The 18,836-nt window shown below is 29.0% G+C and carries 18 protein-coding genes; all 18 read left to right on the forward strand.

Annotated elements, in window-relative coordinates:
- Positions 1 to 32 precede the first annotated feature (32 nt).
- The 18 genes from rfbA to NAB20_RS08270 all read left to right on the forward strand — a co-directional run bounded on the left by rfbA (position 33) and on the right by NAB20_RS08270 (position 18,834).
- Positions 33 to 905 (forward strand): glucose-1-phosphate thymidylyltransferase RfbA, encoded by an 873-nt coding sequence (rfbA, locus tag NAB20_RS08185; RefSeq protein WP_375604950.1) that lies wholly within the window; start codon positions 33 to 35, stop codon positions 903 to 905.
- Positions 906 to 946: 41 nt separating this feature from the next.
- Positions 947 to 2,065, forward strand: a complete 1,119-nt coding sequence (gene wecB, locus NAB20_RS08190) for a non-hydrolyzing UDP-N-acetylglucosamine 2-epimerase (RefSeq protein WP_375604951.1) — start codon at positions 947 to 949, stop codon at positions 2,063 to 2,065.
- 10 nt (positions 2,066 to 2,075) lie between these two features.
- Positions 2,076 to 3,380 carry an oligosaccharide flippase family protein gene (locus NAB20_RS08195; protein WP_375604952.1) on the forward strand — a complete coding sequence of 435 codons (1,305 nt, stop codon included), beginning with the start codon at positions 2,076 to 2,078 and terminating at the stop codon, positions 3,378 to 3,380.
- 7 nt (positions 3,381 to 3,387) lie between these two features.
- Entirely contained in the window at positions 3,388 to 4,497 is a 1,110-nt protein-coding gene (locus NAB20_RS08200; protein WP_375604953.1) for a glycosyltransferase, read from the forward strand.
- Positions 4,498 to 4,591: 94 nt separating this feature from the next.
- Positions 4,592 to 5,656: a hypothetical protein gene (locus NAB20_RS08205; protein WP_375604954.1), complete on the forward strand. Its 1,065-nt coding sequence runs from the start codon at positions 4,592 to 4,594 to the stop codon at positions 5,654 to 5,656.
- Positions 5,646 to 6,446: a glycosyltransferase gene (locus NAB20_RS08210; protein WP_375604955.1), complete on the forward strand. Its 801-nt coding sequence runs from the start codon at positions 5,646 to 5,648 to the stop codon at positions 6,444 to 6,446. The genes NAB20_RS08205 and NAB20_RS08210 overlap by 11 nt, the downstream gene beginning before the upstream one ends.
- Positions 6,447 to 6,450: 4 nt before the next feature.
- Positions 6,451 to 7,650 carry a glycosyl hydrolase family 28-related protein gene (locus tag NAB20_RS08215; protein WP_375604956.1) on the forward strand — a complete coding sequence of 400 codons (1,200 nt, stop codon included), beginning with the start codon at positions 6,451 to 6,453 and terminating at the stop codon, positions 7,648 to 7,650.
- 19 nt (positions 7,651 to 7,669) lie between these two features.
- The gene (locus tag NAB20_RS08220; protein WP_375604957.1) at positions 7,670 to 8,467 is read left to right on the forward strand and encodes a glycosyltransferase family 2 protein; all 798 of its coding nucleotides are present in this window, start codon (positions 7,670 to 7,672) and stop codon (positions 8,465 to 8,467) included.
- Entirely contained in the window at positions 8,467 to 9,504 is a 1,038-nt protein-coding gene (locus NAB20_RS08225; RefSeq protein WP_375604958.1) for a polysaccharide biosynthesis protein, read from the forward strand. Before NAB20_RS08220 ends, NAB20_RS08225 begins: the two co-directional genes overlap by 1 nt.
- Positions 9,504 to 9,926 (forward strand): WxcM-like domain-containing protein, encoded by a 423-nt coding sequence (locus NAB20_RS08230; protein WP_375604959.1) that lies wholly within the window; start codon positions 9,504 to 9,506, stop codon positions 9,924 to 9,926. The genes NAB20_RS08225 and NAB20_RS08230 overlap by 1 nt, the downstream gene beginning before the upstream one ends.
- Before the next feature lie 3 nt (positions 9,927 to 9,929).
- Entirely contained in the window at positions 9,930 to 11,048 is a 1,119-nt protein-coding gene (locus NAB20_RS08235) for an NAD-dependent epimerase/dehydratase family protein (protein WP_375604960.1), read from the forward strand.
- A 131-nt stretch (positions 11,049 to 11,179) separates the two neighbouring features.
- A complete protein-coding gene (locus NAB20_RS08240) occupies positions 11,180 to 12,169 on the forward strand; it encodes an EpsG family protein (protein ID WP_375604961.1) in 990 nt (329 codons plus the stop codon).
- A gap of 7 nt (positions 12,170 to 12,176) precedes the next feature.
- Complete coding sequence (gene wecB / locus NAB20_RS08245) at positions 12,177 to 13,319, forward strand: non-hydrolyzing UDP-N-acetylglucosamine 2-epimerase (RefSeq protein ID WP_375604962.1); 1,143 nt, start codon at positions 12,177 to 12,179, stop codon at positions 13,317 to 13,319.
- The gene (locus NAB20_RS08250; RefSeq protein WP_375604963.1) at positions 13,320 to 14,519 is read left to right on the forward strand and encodes a glycosyltransferase family 4 protein; all 1,200 of its coding nucleotides are present in this window, start codon (positions 13,320 to 13,322) and stop codon (positions 14,517 to 14,519) included. It abuts the gene before it with no gap.
- On the forward strand, positions 14,512 to 15,114 hold the full coding sequence (locus NAB20_RS08255; RefSeq protein WP_375604964.1) for a sugar transferase: 603 nt from the start codon (positions 14,512 to 14,514) through the stop codon (positions 15,112 to 15,114). The genes NAB20_RS08250 and NAB20_RS08255 overlap by 8 nt, the downstream gene beginning before the upstream one ends.
- Positions 15,104 to 15,721: an acetyltransferase gene (locus NAB20_RS08260; protein WP_375604965.1), complete on the forward strand. Its 618-nt coding sequence runs from the start codon at positions 15,104 to 15,106 to the stop codon at positions 15,719 to 15,721. Before NAB20_RS08255 ends, NAB20_RS08260 begins: the two co-directional genes overlap by 11 nt.
- Positions 15,714 to 16,841, forward strand: a complete 1,128-nt coding sequence (locus NAB20_RS08265; RefSeq protein ID WP_375604966.1) for an aminotransferase class I/II-fold pyridoxal phosphate-dependent enzyme — start codon at positions 15,714 to 15,716, stop codon at positions 16,839 to 16,841. Before NAB20_RS08260 ends, NAB20_RS08265 begins: the two co-directional genes overlap by 8 nt.
- Before the next feature lie 43 nt (positions 16,842 to 16,884).
- Positions 16,885 to 18,834, forward strand: a complete 1,950-nt coding sequence (locus NAB20_RS08270) for a polysaccharide biosynthesis protein (RefSeq protein WP_375604967.1) — start codon at positions 16,885 to 16,887, stop codon at positions 18,832 to 18,834.
- Positions 18,835 to 18,836: the final 2 nt, after the last annotated feature.

Here is an 18,836-nt window from a genome sequence, read left to right on the forward strand (position 1 = left end):
TGCTTAGAGGCTAAAGCTTAATGCTTAAAAAGATGAAAGGAATTATATTAGCGGGTGGATCAGGTACAAGATTGCATCCACTTACACAAGTGGTTTCAAAGCAATTGTTACCCATATATGATAAACCGATGATTTATTACCCATTGTCAGTGTTGATGTTGGCGGGTATTAAAGAGGTTTTGATTATTTCAACCCCACATGATTTACCAAACTTCGAACGATTATTTGGAGATGGAAGTCAATTAGGAATGCAATTATCTTATGTGGAACAACCCTCACCAGATGGTTTAGCGCAAGCTTTTATTTTAGGAGAAGAGTTTATAGGTGATGACGATGTATGTTTGATTTTAGGCGATAATATTTTCTACGGAGCAGGATTGCAAAATTTATTGAACAATGCGGTTAATACCGTGAAAGAGAAGAATGAAGCTACCGTATTTGGATATTATGTAGATGATCCAGAGCGTTATGGTGTGGCTGAATTTGATGAGAATGGTAAAGTTTTGTCAATTGAAGAAAAACCTTTGGAGCCAAAATCTAGTTTTGCGGTCGTTGGTTTGTATTTTTATCCCAATTCAGTAGTTGAAATTGCTAAAAATGTTACACCATCTCATCGTGGAGAATTGGAAATAACAAGCGTTAATCAAACCTACTTAGAACAAGGAGAATTGAATTTACAGTTAATGAGTCGTGGATTTGCTTGGCTAGATACAGGAACGCATGAATCACTGACTGAAGCAACGGAATTTGTAAAAGCAGTCGAAAAGCGTACAGGGTTAAAAATAGCTTGTATTGAAGAAGTGGCCTATAGAAAAGGGTTTATTTCTAAAGAAGAATTTGCTAAGTGTGCTGAAGGACTTGGTAAGAGTACGTATGCGGAGTATTTGAGGAAGATTGTTAGGTGATAATTTCTTGTTTTTTAATTTAAAATTCTATTAAAAAAAGTATGAAAAAAAACTTAATTGTTTTTGGTACACGTCCTGAAGCAATAAAAATGGCTCCTTTATTTAAAGAGTTTAAAAAATATACTAATTTATTTGAGACAAGAATTTGTGTTACAGGTCAGCACCGAAAAATGTTAGATCAAGTACTTGAGTTTTTCGAAATCATCCCTGATTATGATTTAAATTTGATGAAGCCAAACCAAGATCTATTTTCAATTACATCTAATATAATTTTGGAGTTAAAGGATGTATTAGATGATTTTAATCCTGATTATGTTTACGTTCATGGTGATACAACAACTACTATGGCGACTAGTATTGCTGCTTTTTATTCAGGTGCTAAGATTTGTCATATTGAGGCGGGTTTAAGAACTAATAATAAACTATCTCCATTCCCTGAAGAAATTAATAGACAGATAACAGGTAGAATTGCGGATTATCACTTTGCTCCTACGGCAATATCTTTTAATAACTTGAGGTTAGAAGGAATAAATGAAAATGATATTGTGATTACAGGTAATACTGTTATTGATGCTTTATTGTATTCTGCGGAAAAAGTAAAGGATATTGATAATGATGATATCTTACAATTACAGAATCTAATAAATACTGAGAAAAAAGTGATTTTGGTTACGGGTCATCGAAGAGAAAATCACGGTAAAGGTTTTATTAGTATATGCGAAGCATTAAAAGAAATTGCATTAACAAATAAAGATGTTCAAATAATTTACCCCGTGCATTTAAATCCAAATGTTAAAGGGCCGGTATATGAGTTATTATTAGGGATAGATAATATTCATTTGATTGAACCTCTAGCTTATCCAGCTTTTGTTTGGTTAATGACTCAAACACATATAATTATTACGGATTCGGGAGGTGTTCAAGAAGAAGCTCCAAGTTTAGGGAAGCCTGTTTTGGTTTTACGTGATACTACTGAACGACCAGAAGCAGTCGAAGCAGGAACTGTAATTTTAGTAGGAACCAATAAAGATGTTATCATAAAAGAGACTCAAAGGCTTTTAACAGATATTGCTTCATATGAAAATATGAGCAAATTGCATAATCCTTATGGAGACGGTAAAGCATGTAAGAAAATTGTAGATTTTATTAAGGGGTTATAATCATTGATTAATGAATAGTATATATAGTAAATTAAAATCGACAGTATTTTCATCTGAAATAAATAGAAAGATTATTACTCATGGTTTTTGGATTGTTAGCGGGAATATTGTTTCCAAATTTTTTTTATTAATCGCTACTATTTTAATGGCAAAATTTCTTAATAAGGAAGAATACGGTCAATTTGGAATAATCAAATCTACAATTTTAATGTTTGCCCTTTTTGCAGGAATGGAGTTGGGAATAACAGCTACAAAATATATTTCTCAATATAAAACATTAAACCCAAAGAAAATTGAAAAAATAATAGGGTTGTCTAATTTTTTTGCACTACTAATTAGTATCATTATAACATTACTAGTTTTTCTTTTTGCAGAAGAAATAGCAAAGCAAATTAACGCCCCACATTTGTCTCTGGAAATAAAAATAAGTTCATTTGTTTTGTTCTTTTCATCTTTAAATGGAATTCAGAATGGGATTCTGGCTGGGGTAGAAAAATTTAGGGATTTGTCTGTAAATACGACAGTAGCAGGGGTACTATCTTCCCTAGCAATGGTGGTAGCTTCAAAGTATAATAATCTAAATTGGGTTGTTATTGCTTTTGGAAGTAATTTTTTTATATTATTTATTTTAAATTTTTTCTCTTTGAAAAAGTATTTTTATCCTTTTTATAAAGTAAGTGTATTTGATAAAAGTAATTTTGAAGAGATTACTATTTTATGGAAATTCAGTCTTCCAGCAATTTTGGCGGGATTAATGGTAGGCCCTGTGACATGGTTTTGTAACTATCTTTTAGTGAATCAAGTAAATGGTTATCAACAAATGGCAAACTTTGATATTGCTAATCAATGGAGAAATACAATATTGTTTATTCCAGGGGCTTTATGTCAAATCGCTTTACCTCTTTTATCTTCAACTTTAGATAACAAAGAGGAATATAAATCGATTTATATAAAAAATATTAAAATAAATTTTTATATAACATTAGTTCTAGTGATTTTTTTAGTTGCTATCTCTCCAATTATTATTAATATGTATGGAGAAAAATACTCCGATGCGATTGTTCCTATTATTTTAATGTTCGTTACATCAGGCTTTATAGCTGTTAATAATGTAATTGGTCAAGCAATTGCAAGTAAAAATATGATGTGGTTAGGCTTTTACGTTAACCTTCTTTGGGCATTTGTGCTTATAGTGTGTAGTTACTTTTTTGTCGTATATTTTAATTACGGAGCAATTGGTCTTTCTATTGCATATTTGATTAGTTATATTATTCACACGATAGTACAGTTTCTTTTTATTAATAAAAAAATTTAATTGAAATATGAAAGTAGCTTTTTGTATTAGAGAGGATTATGATACACGTGGTGGTGGAGACGTAGTCCAAATGTTGAAAACAAAATTTTTTTTAGAAAAAGATTTTAATGATGTTCAGATTGAAATTGTTAATTCTCCCGAAAAATTGAATTCATCTTTTGATATATGTCATATTTTTAATTACTCAACATATAAAATAACAAATGATTACTTTGTAAAAGCGAAAAACTTGAACTTAAAGATTGCTTCTTCTCCAATATATTGGGATTATAAAATATTAGCATATGCTTTATTTTCTAAACTTGGTTTTCATAAATTAAATAAATTTATACTTGGTTTTGAAATAAAAGTAGTAGCAATTTTTAATTTTTTATTCGCTACAAATGTTTTAACTACAAATAAATTTAAAAAGAGAATAATATTTTTTCTTTCCAATAGTAATGTTGTATTGCCAAATTCTGAAGAAGAAATGGATTTGTTATGTCAATTTGTTAGAAAAAATAAAGAAAATATAAATTATAAAGTTGCCCTCAATGCTTCTGATAGTAAGCAAAGTATTAATACCAATATAGATATTTTTTCAACATATAAAATACCGAATGATTTTATTTTACAGGTAGGAAGGATAGAGCCTATTAAGAATCAATTGAGTATTGTAAAAGCTTTATTTGATCGAAAAGAGATTCCAATTGTTTTTATTGGGGCTTTTTCCCATAAAGAATATACAAAAGAATTGAAGAAACAAGCGAGTAAGAGAGGGAATGTGTTTTTTATTAATGAAATTCCTCATTCGGATATTTATGAATTTTATAAAAAAGCAAAATTACATATTTTACCTTCTCTTAGAGAATCACCAGGATTGGTTTCATTGGAAGCAATTTCCATGGGATGTGAAGTAATTGTTTCAAAGTTTCCTTATTCACCATATGAGACATATTTTAGAAAATATGCTTATGTAATAGATCCTTTGGATGTAGATTCTATAAAGAAAAAGATTTTAGAGGTGTTAGAGAATAAGTTTTTAAGAAATAAAGAGTACTCTGATGAATTTAGCTGGGAAGTAACAGCTTGTCAAACGTATGAAGCATATAAGTCCTTGATGAATTATGATAGTTAATAAAAAAAATGATTTTGTTTTTTTCTTATGGACATTTTTCTTTGTCTTTATTTTTGCATTCCCGAGAGTTTTTCAAACTGAAAAAATAATAATAATGGGACTGTTAATTGGAATTGGTTTGTTGAAAAATATAATATATATAAAACAAATCAATCATTATATTCTTTATTCTTTTTTTGTTTTTTTTTCATTTACAGTAGGAACTTTTTTATCAAATGATATTACAGAAATCTTTGGAAGTTTAAGATTATATTTATTTTTTCCTTTTTTACAACTTTTTCTTTTAGGTTTTATCGCAAATAAAGACTTGGAAGCTAGTTTTAGTAAGGCTGTATTTTTGGGTATTATAATTATCGATTTGTTCGCATTGAGTACTCTTTTAAATGGTCTAGGGCTTTTTTCCGTCAATTTAAATGGTTTAGTCTACACAGAGGAAGATAGAATTGGGATTAATGAAGGTTATATACACATTATTAATACTAATTTATCATTCTTATTATATTTAGTCCCAATTTATTATTATTTAAATAAAGACAGACTTAATTATAAAATGTTCGGATTTTATTTGTTACTATTTACTTTAATCATCTGTCTAGTCTCAGGAAGAAGAATCTTGGTTTTACCTTTTATTATTATTGTTCTTCTGAATATAAGAAAGTTGAAGTGGGTAGTTGTTTCAGTTGTGTTTTTGTTTGTTTTACTAATGTATTTAGGATACATAAATCCCGTTTTTATCACCACTTTTTTTGAAAGAATGAATGAAGCTGTGAGTATGACAGGTGATTCGGAGGTAAAAGATGTACAATCTCAAATGTTTTTAAATTACATTTCTAATTCTCCTTTTTTTGGATATGGACTAGGAGCTTACATGCCTGATTATTTAAGAAATGAAGATTTTAAATCGGCTTATGAGTCGTCTTTTCATTATTTAATTTTTGTATTAGGTGTTCCAGCTGCATTATTATTAATTGCATACTATATAAAGTTGTTTAGGATAATTTTAAAAAACATTTTATTTACTCCTTTTTTTAGATATGCAATAGTTATAGGTAGTATAACATTGTTATTATCATCATATACAAATCCTTACTGGTTGAGTAGTTTTGATTTTTGTTTACCTTTAGCAATTTTATTTAGACTTTCACAAGATGACAAATGATAAGATATTAGGGATAATAGTAACATATAATCCGTTAATTTCCGAACTAGAAAGGAATATTGAAAACATTTTAGATCAAGTATCTAAACTCTATATTTTTGATAATAATTCTAAAAATTTTTCAGAAATAAAAGATTTAAACAAAGGGAGGTTTCATATTATAGCTAGTAATGAAAATGTAGGTTTAGGAAAAGCATACAATATAATTCTTGAAATAGAAAAGAATCATTTTGAAAGTTTTGTTACTTTCGATCAAGACACCCTTATCCCAAATAAAGCGATTAAACATTTACACGAACTCTTGTTTAAATTTCCGCAAATAGGAGTCATTGGACCTTTGTTTTCTCGAGATACAAATTCTTTTAATCAGGCTGGAATTATTGAGTATAAGGACGCATTAATTCAAAGTTGTGCTTTGTTTAAAATGGAAATCTACAAAATTCTAGGAGGTTTTAATGAAGATTATTTTATAGATTCGGTTGATTTTGAGTATTGCCTTAGAATTTTAGAAAAGAAATATTTAATTGCAATTTGCAATGATATTGTAATCAAGCATGATTTAGGCGAATTAAAAAGTAAATTTGGAATTAAGTTTTATTCTCATAGTGCTAATAGAAATTATTATATAGCAAGAAATCACGTGGATATCTCAAAAAGATTTTTCAAAAAATTTCCACTTTTTATATTAAAAAAAAATGTATTCTTTTTGATTCATTTTTTAAAGCTTTTATTTCTTGAATCTAATAGAGGTAAGATTAGTTCTTTTCTTAAAGGTTTTTTTAACAGATGATACTATGAAAAGAGGAGTGTTTTTAAAATATGTTTCTTTAGGTGCTTTTGCTCCTTTGTTTTTTAAAAAAAATGAATCAGATTTTAAATTTGAAAGTGACCGAGTTATGCCTTCATATTTCAAAAAAGCTATTAAGAATGATGATGGAGGTGAAATAAACGATGATTTTGTTGATGGTGTAGTATATATAAAAAAATACAATAATTATTATTATAACACTTTAGGAAGAATAGATGTTAAGGAATTTGGAGCTGTAGGGGATGGAATAAATGATGATACCGTATTTATTCAAAAAGCGATTGATATTTGTGTAAAAAGCAAAAAAACATTATACATTTCCAAACCTGTTAAATCATATTTGTGTACAAGTAAAATTGTTATTTCTGGGCAGATATATATATGTGGAGATGGTATTAATGTAAGTGGTTTTAATTTTGTAAATTCTGATGGGTTTGAAATTAAAGAGGGTGTTCTAAACGTTATCATAGAAAAAATTTCAATTAATCAGTCTATAAGATATTCAAATAGAGTGAATAAATTTGTTGCTATTAATGTTTTAGGAAATAGAGAACAAAGACCCTACACACATGTATATCGCGATATTTTGATAGATGGTTTTAATACAGCGTTTTTATTAGATTGGATTTGGGATTCTCATTTTGATAATATAAAAATTCTCTTTGGACAGATTGGATTTAACATAAAGGGAACTTCGGTTAATAATAATGTATGTAATGTTAGTATTTCTGTGGAAGGTAAAAACTCAAAAGGAATTTTTTTTAGTGATGGTTTAAATCCAACAGAAGGATGGAGGTTTTCAAATTTATTAACTTTCGGAGCTGAAATTGGAATTCATTCAATTTATACTTCTAATGTTTTTATAACGACTCCAATACTTGATTTTTGTAAAAAAATAGGGGTTTTACTAGAATCAAGTGCAGGTCCTTCTACAAATTGGCAAATAATAGGAGGTTACATAGCTATGGAAGGGAAATCTGAAGCTGGAATTTTTTTAGAAAATAATTGTGATAATAATCAAAATAGAGGATCCAGATTTATTGGATTAGATATAATTGCTTATCCCAATACAACTGCCCAATTCGGAATTGTTTTTAAAGGTAACTATGATAAATTAGATATAATAAAAGGAGTCACATTTAACAATTTTAGAAAAAAAATTGAATATAAGAATAAATCAAAATAAAAATCAAAACAATTAAACTATGAATATTTCTTTTATTTGTGTAAACTATGATTCACATGAAGAAACAAAAAAATACATTAAAAATGTTTTTGAACTTTCAGATTATTCTTTTACAATAGTTGTTGATAATTCACCTACTAATGAGAGTTGTTCTATTTTAGAGAGTTTTTTGAAAGAAGAAAATTTTTTATCAAGAGCAAAAATATTGAAAAGAGAAAACAGAGGATATTTTCAAGGCTTAAACGATGGTTTAGAAGTTATAAATAAAAGTGATTCATTGAATTCATTTGTAGTTGTAGGAAACAATGATATAATATTTGAGAGTAATTTTATAGATCAACTTAGCAAATTGAAAATTGAAGAAGATATACTAATAATAGCTCCAGATGTAATTACAAGAGATGGGATTCATGAAAATCCACACGTTATAAATAAGATGTCTTTTTTGAGAAAATTGAAGTATGAAATTTATTTTAGCAATTATTATATAGCTAAATTAATTACATTGTTTTATTCAGCAGAAAGAAAGGCGAAACCATTTGACCCTGAAGCTAAATCTATTTATATGGGAATTGGGGCACTTTATATATTGACACCTAACTTTTTTAAATATTTTGATAAACTTAGAGAAGATGTTTTTTTATATGGTGAAGAAGCTGTTCTGGCTGATCAAATTAATAGTGTTGGTGGAAAAATATGGTATGAACCTTCATTAAAATGCTATCATAATGAATCTTCGACTACCTCAAAGATGGATTCAAAATATAAATACAATATTATTCAAAAATCATACAAAATATATAAAAAATATTTATAATGAAAATTCAAAATAAAATACTTTTAATAACCGGAGGTACAGGATCTTTTGGTACGGCGGTACTTAATCGTTTTTTACATACAAATCATTTTAAAGAGATACGTATTTTTTCTCGTGATGAGAAAAAGCAAGACGATATGCGTAATCTTTATAAAAATGATAAGCTGAAATTTTATATTGGTGATGTGCGAAATGCGCATAGTATTGATTATGCAATGCGCGGTGTAGATTATGTTTTTCATGCCGCTGCTTTAAAACAAGTTCCGTCATGCGAGTTCTTTCCAATGGAAGCTGTGAAAACTAATGTAATAGGAACACAAAACGTAATAGATGCTGCTGTAAAAAACGAAGTGAAAAAAGTAATCTGTTTAAGCACAGATAAAGCTGCCTATCCTATAAATGCTATGGGGATTTCTAAAGCTATGATGGAAAAAGTTGCTGTGGCAGCTTCTCGAAATCTTGAAAAAACTACTGTTTGTCTTACCCGTTATGGTAATGTAATGGCATCTAGAGGTTCTGTTATTCCCTTGTTTGTAAAACAAATTAAAAATAATGAACCATTAACTATCACTGATCCTTTAATGACACGTTTTTTAATGTCGCTTGAAGAAGCTGTTGAGCTTGTGTTATTTGCTTTTGAGCATGGTAATTCGGGTGATTTGTTCGTAAATAAAGCCCCTGCAGGAACCATTGGAGATTTAGCCCAAGCACTCAAAGAACTATTTAAAGTAGATAATACTATAAAAGTAATAGGAACTCGTCATGGCGAAAAACTATATGAAACTTTATGTACCAGAGAAGAAATGATTAAAGCCGAAGATATGGGTGATTTCTATAGAATTCCTGCTGATAATAGAGATTTAAATTATGCTCAATATTTTTCGGAAGGAGAAATAGATATTTCAACTATTGAAGACTATCATTCGCACAATACAATTCAACAAGATGTCGAAGGAATGAAAAAATTATTGCTTAAGCTTCCATTAATAAGAAAAGAAGTTTTAGGAGAAGATAATTTGTTGAAATATCTAGAATAATGAATCCAATATTAATAAAAGGGAATTGTTATCAAGATTTTAGAGGTGATCTTAAGTATAATAATAATTTTGATGCTTCTGGTGTAAAAAGAATATACATAATAGAAAATCAAAAACTTGGTTTTAAAAGAGGATGGCAAGGTCATAAGATAGAGCAAAGATGGTTTTCTGTTATAAACGGAAGTTTTAAAATCATGTTAATTGAAGTTGATGATTGGGAAAATCCAAATTCAAATTTAGAACCCATAATCTTTAATTTAGATTCACAAACCTTTGATGTTCTTCATACACCTTCTGGATATATTACTTGTATAGAAGCATTAGAAGAAAATTCTAAATTATTAGTCTTAGCCGATTATCTGTTGGGTGAATTAGATGATGAATACAAGTTTGCATTAGATTTTTTTAACTGTACAAAATAAAATATGATAAAAGTAGGTATTACTGGGCAAAATGGGTTTGTTGGCAATCATTTGTATAATACACTCGGATTATATCCGGAAAATTATGTTAGAATAGATTTCAATAAAGAGTGTTTTAATGATAATTCACTATTAGATAATTTTGTTTCTCAATGTGATGTGATTGTTCATCTAGCAGCGATGAACCGCCATGAAAGTCAGGAATTTATTTATAAAATTAATGTTGAATTAACTCAAAAATTGATAGATTCTCTGGAAAGAACTAACTCTAAAGCTCATGTTTTATTTTCTTCATCATCTCAAGAAGAAAGAGATAATTTGTACGGAAAATCAAAAAAAGAGGGGAGAGAATTATTAGTAAACTGGGCAAACAAATCTGGTGGAAAAGTAACAGGAATGATAATTCCAAATGTATTTGGCCCTTTTGGGAAACCTAACTATAATTCATTTATTGCTACTTTTTGTTATAAACTTACACATAACGAAGCTCCTGTTATAGATAATGACGGAGAGGTAAAATTGATTTATGTAGGAGAATTAGTTATAGAAATTATCAATAAAATTAAAGAAGGAAAATCAGAAGCAATTTCCGAAATAAGCCATACTTCAACATACAAAGTTTCAGAAGTTTTGCAAAAGCTTAATTATTATAAAACAACTTATTTTGATAATGGAGAAATTCCAGAGTTAAACTCGACTTTCGATTTGAATTTATTTAATACTTTCCGTTGTTATTTTGATATTGCTAATCATTATCCGGTAAAATTCACGCAACATAAAGATCCTCGAGGTGCCTTTGTTGAGATTATTAGACTTGGTATAGGAGGACAGTGTTCTTTTTCAACAACAGTTCCAGGTATCACAAGAGGAAATCATTTTCATACTCGCAAAATTGAACGTTTCGCTGTAATTAAGGGGAAAGCATTAATTCAATTGCGAAAAATAGGGACAAACGAAGTACTTGATTTTTATCTTGATGGAGATGAACCTGCCTATGTAGATATGCCTATTTGGTACACACATAATATAAGAAATATAGGTGAAGAAGATTTATATACAAACTTTTGGATAAATGAACCTTATAATCAAGATGATGCAGACACCTATTTTTTAGAAGTTTGATGAGTTTGTTTGACATAGACATTATAACACAATATACATGTGTTTTTTACCTAAGTATATTACTTCCCTTATTGAATATTGTTTTAGTAACTTTTAACTTCAATGTGGTAAAAAAAGCTAAATTGTTTTATATGCAAATAGGGTATGTGATTTTTATAATTATGTTAATTGCTTTTCGACCCATTGGGGAAAATGGATTTACGGATACTTTGATGTATATGAAATGGTTTGATAATTCTAGAGAAGGATTTGTTTTGCATAAAGATATAGGGTTTGATTTTTTAATCTATTGTTGTGCTCAAACTGGATCTTATAGAGCCCTTTTTTTTATGTGTAGTTTAATTTCTTTTGTTTTTTTAATTTGGATTTGCTACACGATTGCCAATGATAAGTGGTTTTTAATGTTTTTGGTATTTCTTGTGTCCATTTATTTCTGGAATCACCAAGTCTTCACTATTCGTCAAGGTATGGCTTCCATTTTTTTTATTGCAGGTGTTCTACATAGAAATAACTTGCTAAAAATATTCTTAATATTATTAGCAGTCAGTTTTCATATTTCTTTTTTAATGCCACTTATAGTTTATGTATTGGTTTTGTTGTTTCAAAATACCATAGTATATCTCATATTTTGGTTTTTAGTTATTATATTATCTATGCTAGGTAAAATGTTTTTTTTTGGAGAAATTGTAAATTTTTTTTTATCAGAAAGAATATCCTATTATATTAAACCATTATATGATTCAGATAAAGAAGTTATTTTTAGATGGGATGTTATTATTTACAGTTTTGTTTTTATAGTCATTGGGATTTTTTATAATTATAAATTTTATCATAATCAAGAAAAGGAATATGGAATTTTTTTAAATATTTTCTTACTTACTAATTCAATATTTTTATTAGTAGTGCCATTTAGTAGTGATTTTGCTCATAGATTTGCTTACTTATCTTGGTTTATTATTCCGTTGATTGTTTTTTTTCCATTGTTTAAAAGTGGAATTAGATTTAATTTTAAGTTATATTTGTATCTTTTTATCTTGTTTTATGGAAGTATAACATCGTATGTTTTTTTAAAAATTCATAAACAAGGAGGGAAATATGTTGTTGAGCAAAATAGGCTTTAATTGAAATATGAAAAAAATGAAAGTAATGACGGTTGTGGGAACACGACCAGAAATAATAAGATTATCAAGAGTTTTATGTGCTTTAGATACTTCAGACTCTATAGAACATGTAATTGTGCATACAGGGCAAAATTATGATTACGAATTGAATCAGATTTTTTTTGATGATTTGGGATTGCGTAAACCTGACTTTTTTTTGGAAGCAGCAGGTGCAACAGCCACTGAAACTGTCGGTAATATCTTGATTAAAGTTGATCCTCTTCTTGAGAAAATTCAACCTGACGCTTTTTTGGTTCTAGGTGATACAAATAGCTGTTTATGTGCGATTCCAGCAAAAAAAAGACAAATCCCAATTTTCCATATGGAAGCTGGAAATCGTTGCTTCGACCAACGAGTGCCTGAAGAGACGAATCGAAAAATTGTAGACCATACATCAGATATAAATTTAACTTATAGCGATATAGCTCGTGAATATTTACTTCGTGAAGGATTACCTGCTGATAGGATTATCAAAACAGGTTCGCCAATGTTCGAAGTCTTACATCATTATTTGCCAAACATTGAAAAATCAGATGTGTTATCCAGATTGAATTTGGAAGAAGGAAAATATTTTGTTGTTTCTTCACACCGAGAAGAAAATATAAATTCAGAAAAGAACTTCAAAGATTTAATGAATAGTTTAAATCTCATAGCCGAAAAATATGGTTATCCAATCATCTTTTCAACTCATCCGAGGACTAGAAATATGATTGATAAAATGAAAATTGAAGTAAGACAGGAAGTTCAATTTTTAAAACCTTTGGGGTTTCATGATTATAATGCTTTGCAGATGCGTTCGTATGCCGTTTTATCTGATAGTGGGACCATTTCTGAAGAAAGTTCAATTCTAAATTTTAGAGCATTGAATATTCGTGATGCACATGAACGACCAGAAGCAATGGAAGAAACAAGTGTTATGATGGTTGGTCTTTCTCCAGAGCGAATCATGCAAGGATTAGTGCAACTACAGCAACAAAAAACAGGTAAAAATGAGCGTAATTATCGTCCAGTTGTTGATTATTCTATGCCAAATGTTTCTGAAAAAATGGTAAGAATTATTCTAAGCTATACAGATTATGTGAATAGAGTAGTATGGCGTAAATTTTTGTAAATGAAAGTATTGTTTTTAACATTAATAGAAATTAATTCTGTTGAAGAAAGAGGAATTTACCAAGATTTACTTCGTCAATTTATAAATAATAGGCACGAAGTGGTCGTAGTTTCTCCTGTAGAAAGAAGAAAAAAGCAGAAAACAAATTTAAAGATTTCTAATAATGCTAAAATCCTTCAAGTAAAAACTTTAAATATTCAAAAAACAAATATTTTAGAAAAAGGAATTGGTACGCTTGCAATCGAATATCAATACCTAAACGCAATTAAAAAACATTTAAATGATATAAAGTTTGATTTGGTGTTGTACTCAACACCGCCTATTACATTTTCAAAAGTAATTAGTTTTATCAAAAAGCGTGACAATGCATTTGCATATTTACTTCTAAAAGATATTTTTCCTCAAAATGCAATTGATATGAAAATGATCAAGAAAAATGGCTTTCTACACAAATTGTTTGTAAAAAAAGAAAAGAAATTATATGCAATATCAGATGTTATAGGTTGTATGTCAAATGCAAATGTTAATTTCGTTCTAAAGCATAATCCAGAGTTAAAAGCGTCAAAGCTTGAAGTAAATCCTAACTCGATAGAGCCTAAATTTATTGAATATTCAGTGGAAGAAAAGGAAACTATAAGACAAAAATATAATCTGCCATTAGATAAGAAAATTTTAATTTATGGTGGTAATTTAGGAAAGCCACAAGGTTTAGACTTTTTATTAGAAACAATTAAAAAAAATGCTATTATAGATGTTTTCTTTTTAATTGTAGGTGATGGTACTGAATATTTGAGAATCCAGAAATGGTTTGAAGTCAATAATCCAATAAATGCAAAATTGTTTCAATATTTGCCTAAAAATGATTACGACTTGTTGTTAGCAGCATGTGATATTGGATTGATTTTTTTAGATAAAAATTTTACTATACCTAATTTTCCATCTCGCTTATTGTCATATTTAGAAATGAAAATTCCAGTCATTGCGGCCACTGATATTTCAACCGATATTGGTAAAGTAATTGAAGAAGCAAATTGTGGTGTTTGGGTTCACACAGGAGATAATTTAGCTATGAAAAAAGCTATAGAAATTTGTTTGAATAATCTGCAAATTATGAGTGAGAGTTCAAAAAAATTATTAGAAGAAAAATTTACAGTAAATAAATCATATAAACTTATTATTGAAAAACTTGTCAATGTATAAATTATATTTAAAACGATTATTAGATTTTCTAGCAGCTCTTATAGGGATTGTAATGCTAAGTCCTTTTTTTATACTTGTTTTTATTGGCTTGTCTATTGCAAATAAAGGGAGTGTGTTTTTCGTGCAACCAAGACCAGGGAAAAATGGTAAAGTTTTCAAAATTTATAAATTTAAAACCATGACCGATGAACGTGATGCGAATGGTATACTTTTGTCAGATGCAGATCGATTAACTATTATAGGGAATCTAGTAAGAAAAACATCATTAGACGAAATACCTCAATTGTTTAATGTTTTAAAAGGGGATATGAGTCTAATTGGTCCAAGACCATTATTAACTCAATATCTGCATTTGTATAATGATTTTCAGAACAGAAGGCATGAGGTTAAACCAGGAATTACTGGTTGGGCTCAAGTAAACGGACGTAATGCCATATCATGGGATCAGAAATTTCAATATGATGTTTGGTATGTTGATAATATTTCGTTTTTAGTTGATATGAAAATTTTATTTTTGACATTTTTGAAAGTAATTAAAAAAGAAGGAATAAATGCCGTTGACTCGGCGACAATAGAACCATTTAATGGACAATAAGATAATATTATACGGAGCTAGTGGGCATTGTAAAGTAATAATAGATATTTTATTTGAAAACAAAATTCAAATAAAAACTATTATTGATGATTTGGAAAGATTAAAAACTATTTTTGATTTTCCAATTATTAATTCTAGAAAATTTAAATTTCATCCTTCTGATAACTGCATAATAGCGATTGGTAATAATCTGACAAGAAAAAAAATTGCGGATACTCTAAATGTTAACTTTGTTATTGCTATTCATCCAAAAGCTATAATATCTAAATTTTCTAGTGTAGGTGAAGGGACGGTTATAATGGCTGGTGTAGTTTTAAATGCTCATGTTAAGGCTGGTAAACATTGTATTATAAATACTTCAGCATCTGTTGATCATGATTGTTGGATTGAAAATTATGTGCATATCTCACCAAATGCTTCACTGGCAGGAAATGTTTTTGTAGGAGAAGGAAGTCATATTGGTATTGGTGCTACCATTATACAAGGGATAAAAATAGGGAAATGGTCAACTATTGGTGCTGGAGCAGTTATTATAGAGGATGTTCCAGATTATGCTGTTGTTGTAGGAAATCCTGGAAAAGTAATAAAATATAATTCAAATGAATAATACAAAAATATGGCTTTCTTCTCCTCATATGGGAGGGAATGAACAAAAGTATGTGAATGAAGCTTTTGAAACCAATTGGGTGGCGCCACTAGGGCCTAATGTGAATGGTTTTGAGCAAGACTTAGAAAAATACTTAGGTAAAAATTTGAGCGTTGCTGCCTTAAGTTCAGGAACAGCCGCTTTACATTTAGCTCTAATTCTTTTAGATATTAAAGCAGGTGATGAAGTAATCTGTCAGAGTATGACCTTTTCAGCTTCAGCAAATCCAATTGTGTACCAAGGAGCTACTCCTATTTTTGTGGACAGTGAATCAGAAACGTGGAATATGTGTCCAATTGCTTTAGAAGAAGCTATAAAAGATAGAATTTCTAAAGGAAAAAAACCAAAAGCAATTATTGCAGTTCATCTATATGGGATGCCATACAAGCACGATCAAATAAAAGAAATTTCTCAAAAATATCAAATTCCTGTTGTAGAAGATAGTGCAGAAGCATTAGGAAGTTCCTATAAAAAACAAAAATGTGGAACATTAGGAGATATTAGTATACTGTCTTTTAATGGGAATAAAATTATTACAACCTCTGGGGGGGGAGCATTGGTAACAAATGATATGAATATTAAACAAAAAGCAGTGTTTCTTTCAACTCAAGCTCGTGATGATGCACCTCATTATCAGCATAGTCATATAGGTTATAATTATAGAATGAGTAATATCTGTGCAGGTATAGGACGTGGACAAATGGAAGTTTTAAACAAACATGTTGAGTTAAGGAGAGATATGAACCAGTTCTATAAGTCATTCTTTGTAAATATTCCAAATGTAATTGTTTTAAGTGAGCCAACGGACGATTTTTATTCCAATCATTGGTTAAGTGCGATTGTATTAGAGTCTTATGAACAAAGAGAAGCACTCCGTTTAGCATTTGAAAAAGCGGATATAGAAACTCGACCTTTATGGAAGCCTATGCACCTTCAGCCAATATTTAAATCTTATCCTTATTACGGAGCGAGAATATCAGAGGATTTATTTGAAAGAGGTTTGTGTTTGCCTTCAGGATCTAATTTGACAGAAAGCGAAAAAGCAAGAATTTACTCGGAACTTCAATTATTTTTTCGGTAATTTGCAAGGTGAAAAAACTAAATAAAAATAATGTTCTTTAAAAGTGAGAAAATATCTAAATAAAAAAATTAACCATAAAATTTTATCTAAAATAAACTTAAGCAATATAGGTTATTTGCCTAGGTGGTTTGTTCTTTTTTTAGATATTTTAGTTATTAGTTTTGCTACAGGATTGACTTACTATTTGTTTAAAGGGATCAATCTTAAATTTATAACAACTCAATATGAAGGAATCAAAATTCCGTTGTATTTTTTCGTTAATATTTTCTTTTTTTGGATATTTAAAACCTATTCGGGAATTATTAGACACTCTTCCATTGTGGATGCGGTTAAAATTTTTTTCGCTCAATTTTTTTCCTTTTCCACATTAGTAATAATAGATGCTTTTAGTAAAACTTTCCTATATGTAGATCTCTATTTTACAACAGCCTTATTAGTAAACTCATTCATTGTTTTTTGTTTGCTTTTTTTTTACAGAGTTTTAGTTAAAAAAATATTTGAAATCTATTTTTCTAATATTTTAGTAGGAAAACAAGAGGTGTTGCTTATTTATGGCTCAGATGCCAATGCTATCGCAGTAGCTAATGCCCTTTTGTCAGAAATACCGAAACGTTTTCATATAAAAGGTTTTATAGATAAATATCAATCTAATGATTCTAAAAGAGCATTAGGTCTACCTATATTCTGTGTTAAAGAAAATCTAGTAGAATTATTTGAAGAAAATGTAGTATCAGGATTGGTTATTGCAGATAAAAGTCTAACCAGAGAAGAACAAATTCAACTAGTAGATGAATGTTTAGAAATAGGTATAAAAGTGTTTACTGTACCTTTGGTTTCTGATTGGGAAGATCAAAAAGAAATTTCAAAAAAAATTAAGAATTTTGAGATAGAAGATCTATTAGATAGAAAACCTATAATTCTAAATAATAATGCTATTTCTTTAACCCATAAAAATAAGACAGTTTTAATAACAGGGGCTGCGGGTTCCATAGGAAGTGAGATTGTTAGACAAGTAATAGATTTTAAACCAAATGTGTTGCTATTGATAGATCAAGCGGAGAGTCCTTTACATAATTTATTGATTGAGTTAGATAAGTATGATACGTCTTCTATTGAAATCATTGCTAAGGTAGCAGATATTAGAGATAAAGAACGGTTAGATATTATTTTTAAAAGATATTTACCTAATATTATTTATCATGCAGCGGCATATAAACATGTTCCATTAATGGAAGAGAATCCTTCACAAGCAATCTTTGTTAATGTTATGGGAACTAGTAATTTAGCTGATTTGGCAGTCCAATATAAAGTAGAACGTTTTGTAATGGTTTCAACAGATAAAGCTGTGAATCCAAGTAATGTAATGGGAGCAAGTAAAAGAATTGCAGAAAAGTATGTTCAATCATTACATTTTGAACTATTAAAAAAGAATATTAAAACTACTAAATTCATAACAACCCGTTTTGGGAATGTTTTAGGGTCTAATGGATCGGTCGTTCCATTATTTACAAAACAAATTTCAGAAGGAGGTCCCGTGACCATTACGCACAAAGATATAATTCGATATTTTATGACTATTCCTGAAGCTTGTCAACTTGTCTTGGAGGCAGGAACTATGGGAAGTGGAGGTGAAATTTATATATTTGATATGGGGAAACCGGTTAAAATTTACAATCTAGCAGAAAAAATGATACGTTTAGCAGGTTTAATTCCAAATGTGGATGTACAAATAAAAGAAATAGGGCTAAGACCTGGTGAAAAATTGTACGAAGAATTATTGAAAGACGATTCAAAAACCTTGCCTACTCATCATGAAAAAATATTAGTAGCACAAGACGTAATAGAAGATTATGAAAGAGTAAAAGAAAATATTCAATTGTTAATTGATACTACTTTTAAATATTCTAATCACAATATCGTTAAATATATGAAAATGATTGTGCCAGAATTTAAAAGTTTAAATTCTGATTATGAAATTTTAGATAAAAATTGATA

It is taken from the genome of Flavobacterium davisii (assembly GCF_042182265.1).
GTDB lineage: Bacteria > Bacteroidota > Bacteroidia > Flavobacteriales > Flavobacteriaceae > Flavobacterium > Flavobacterium davisii.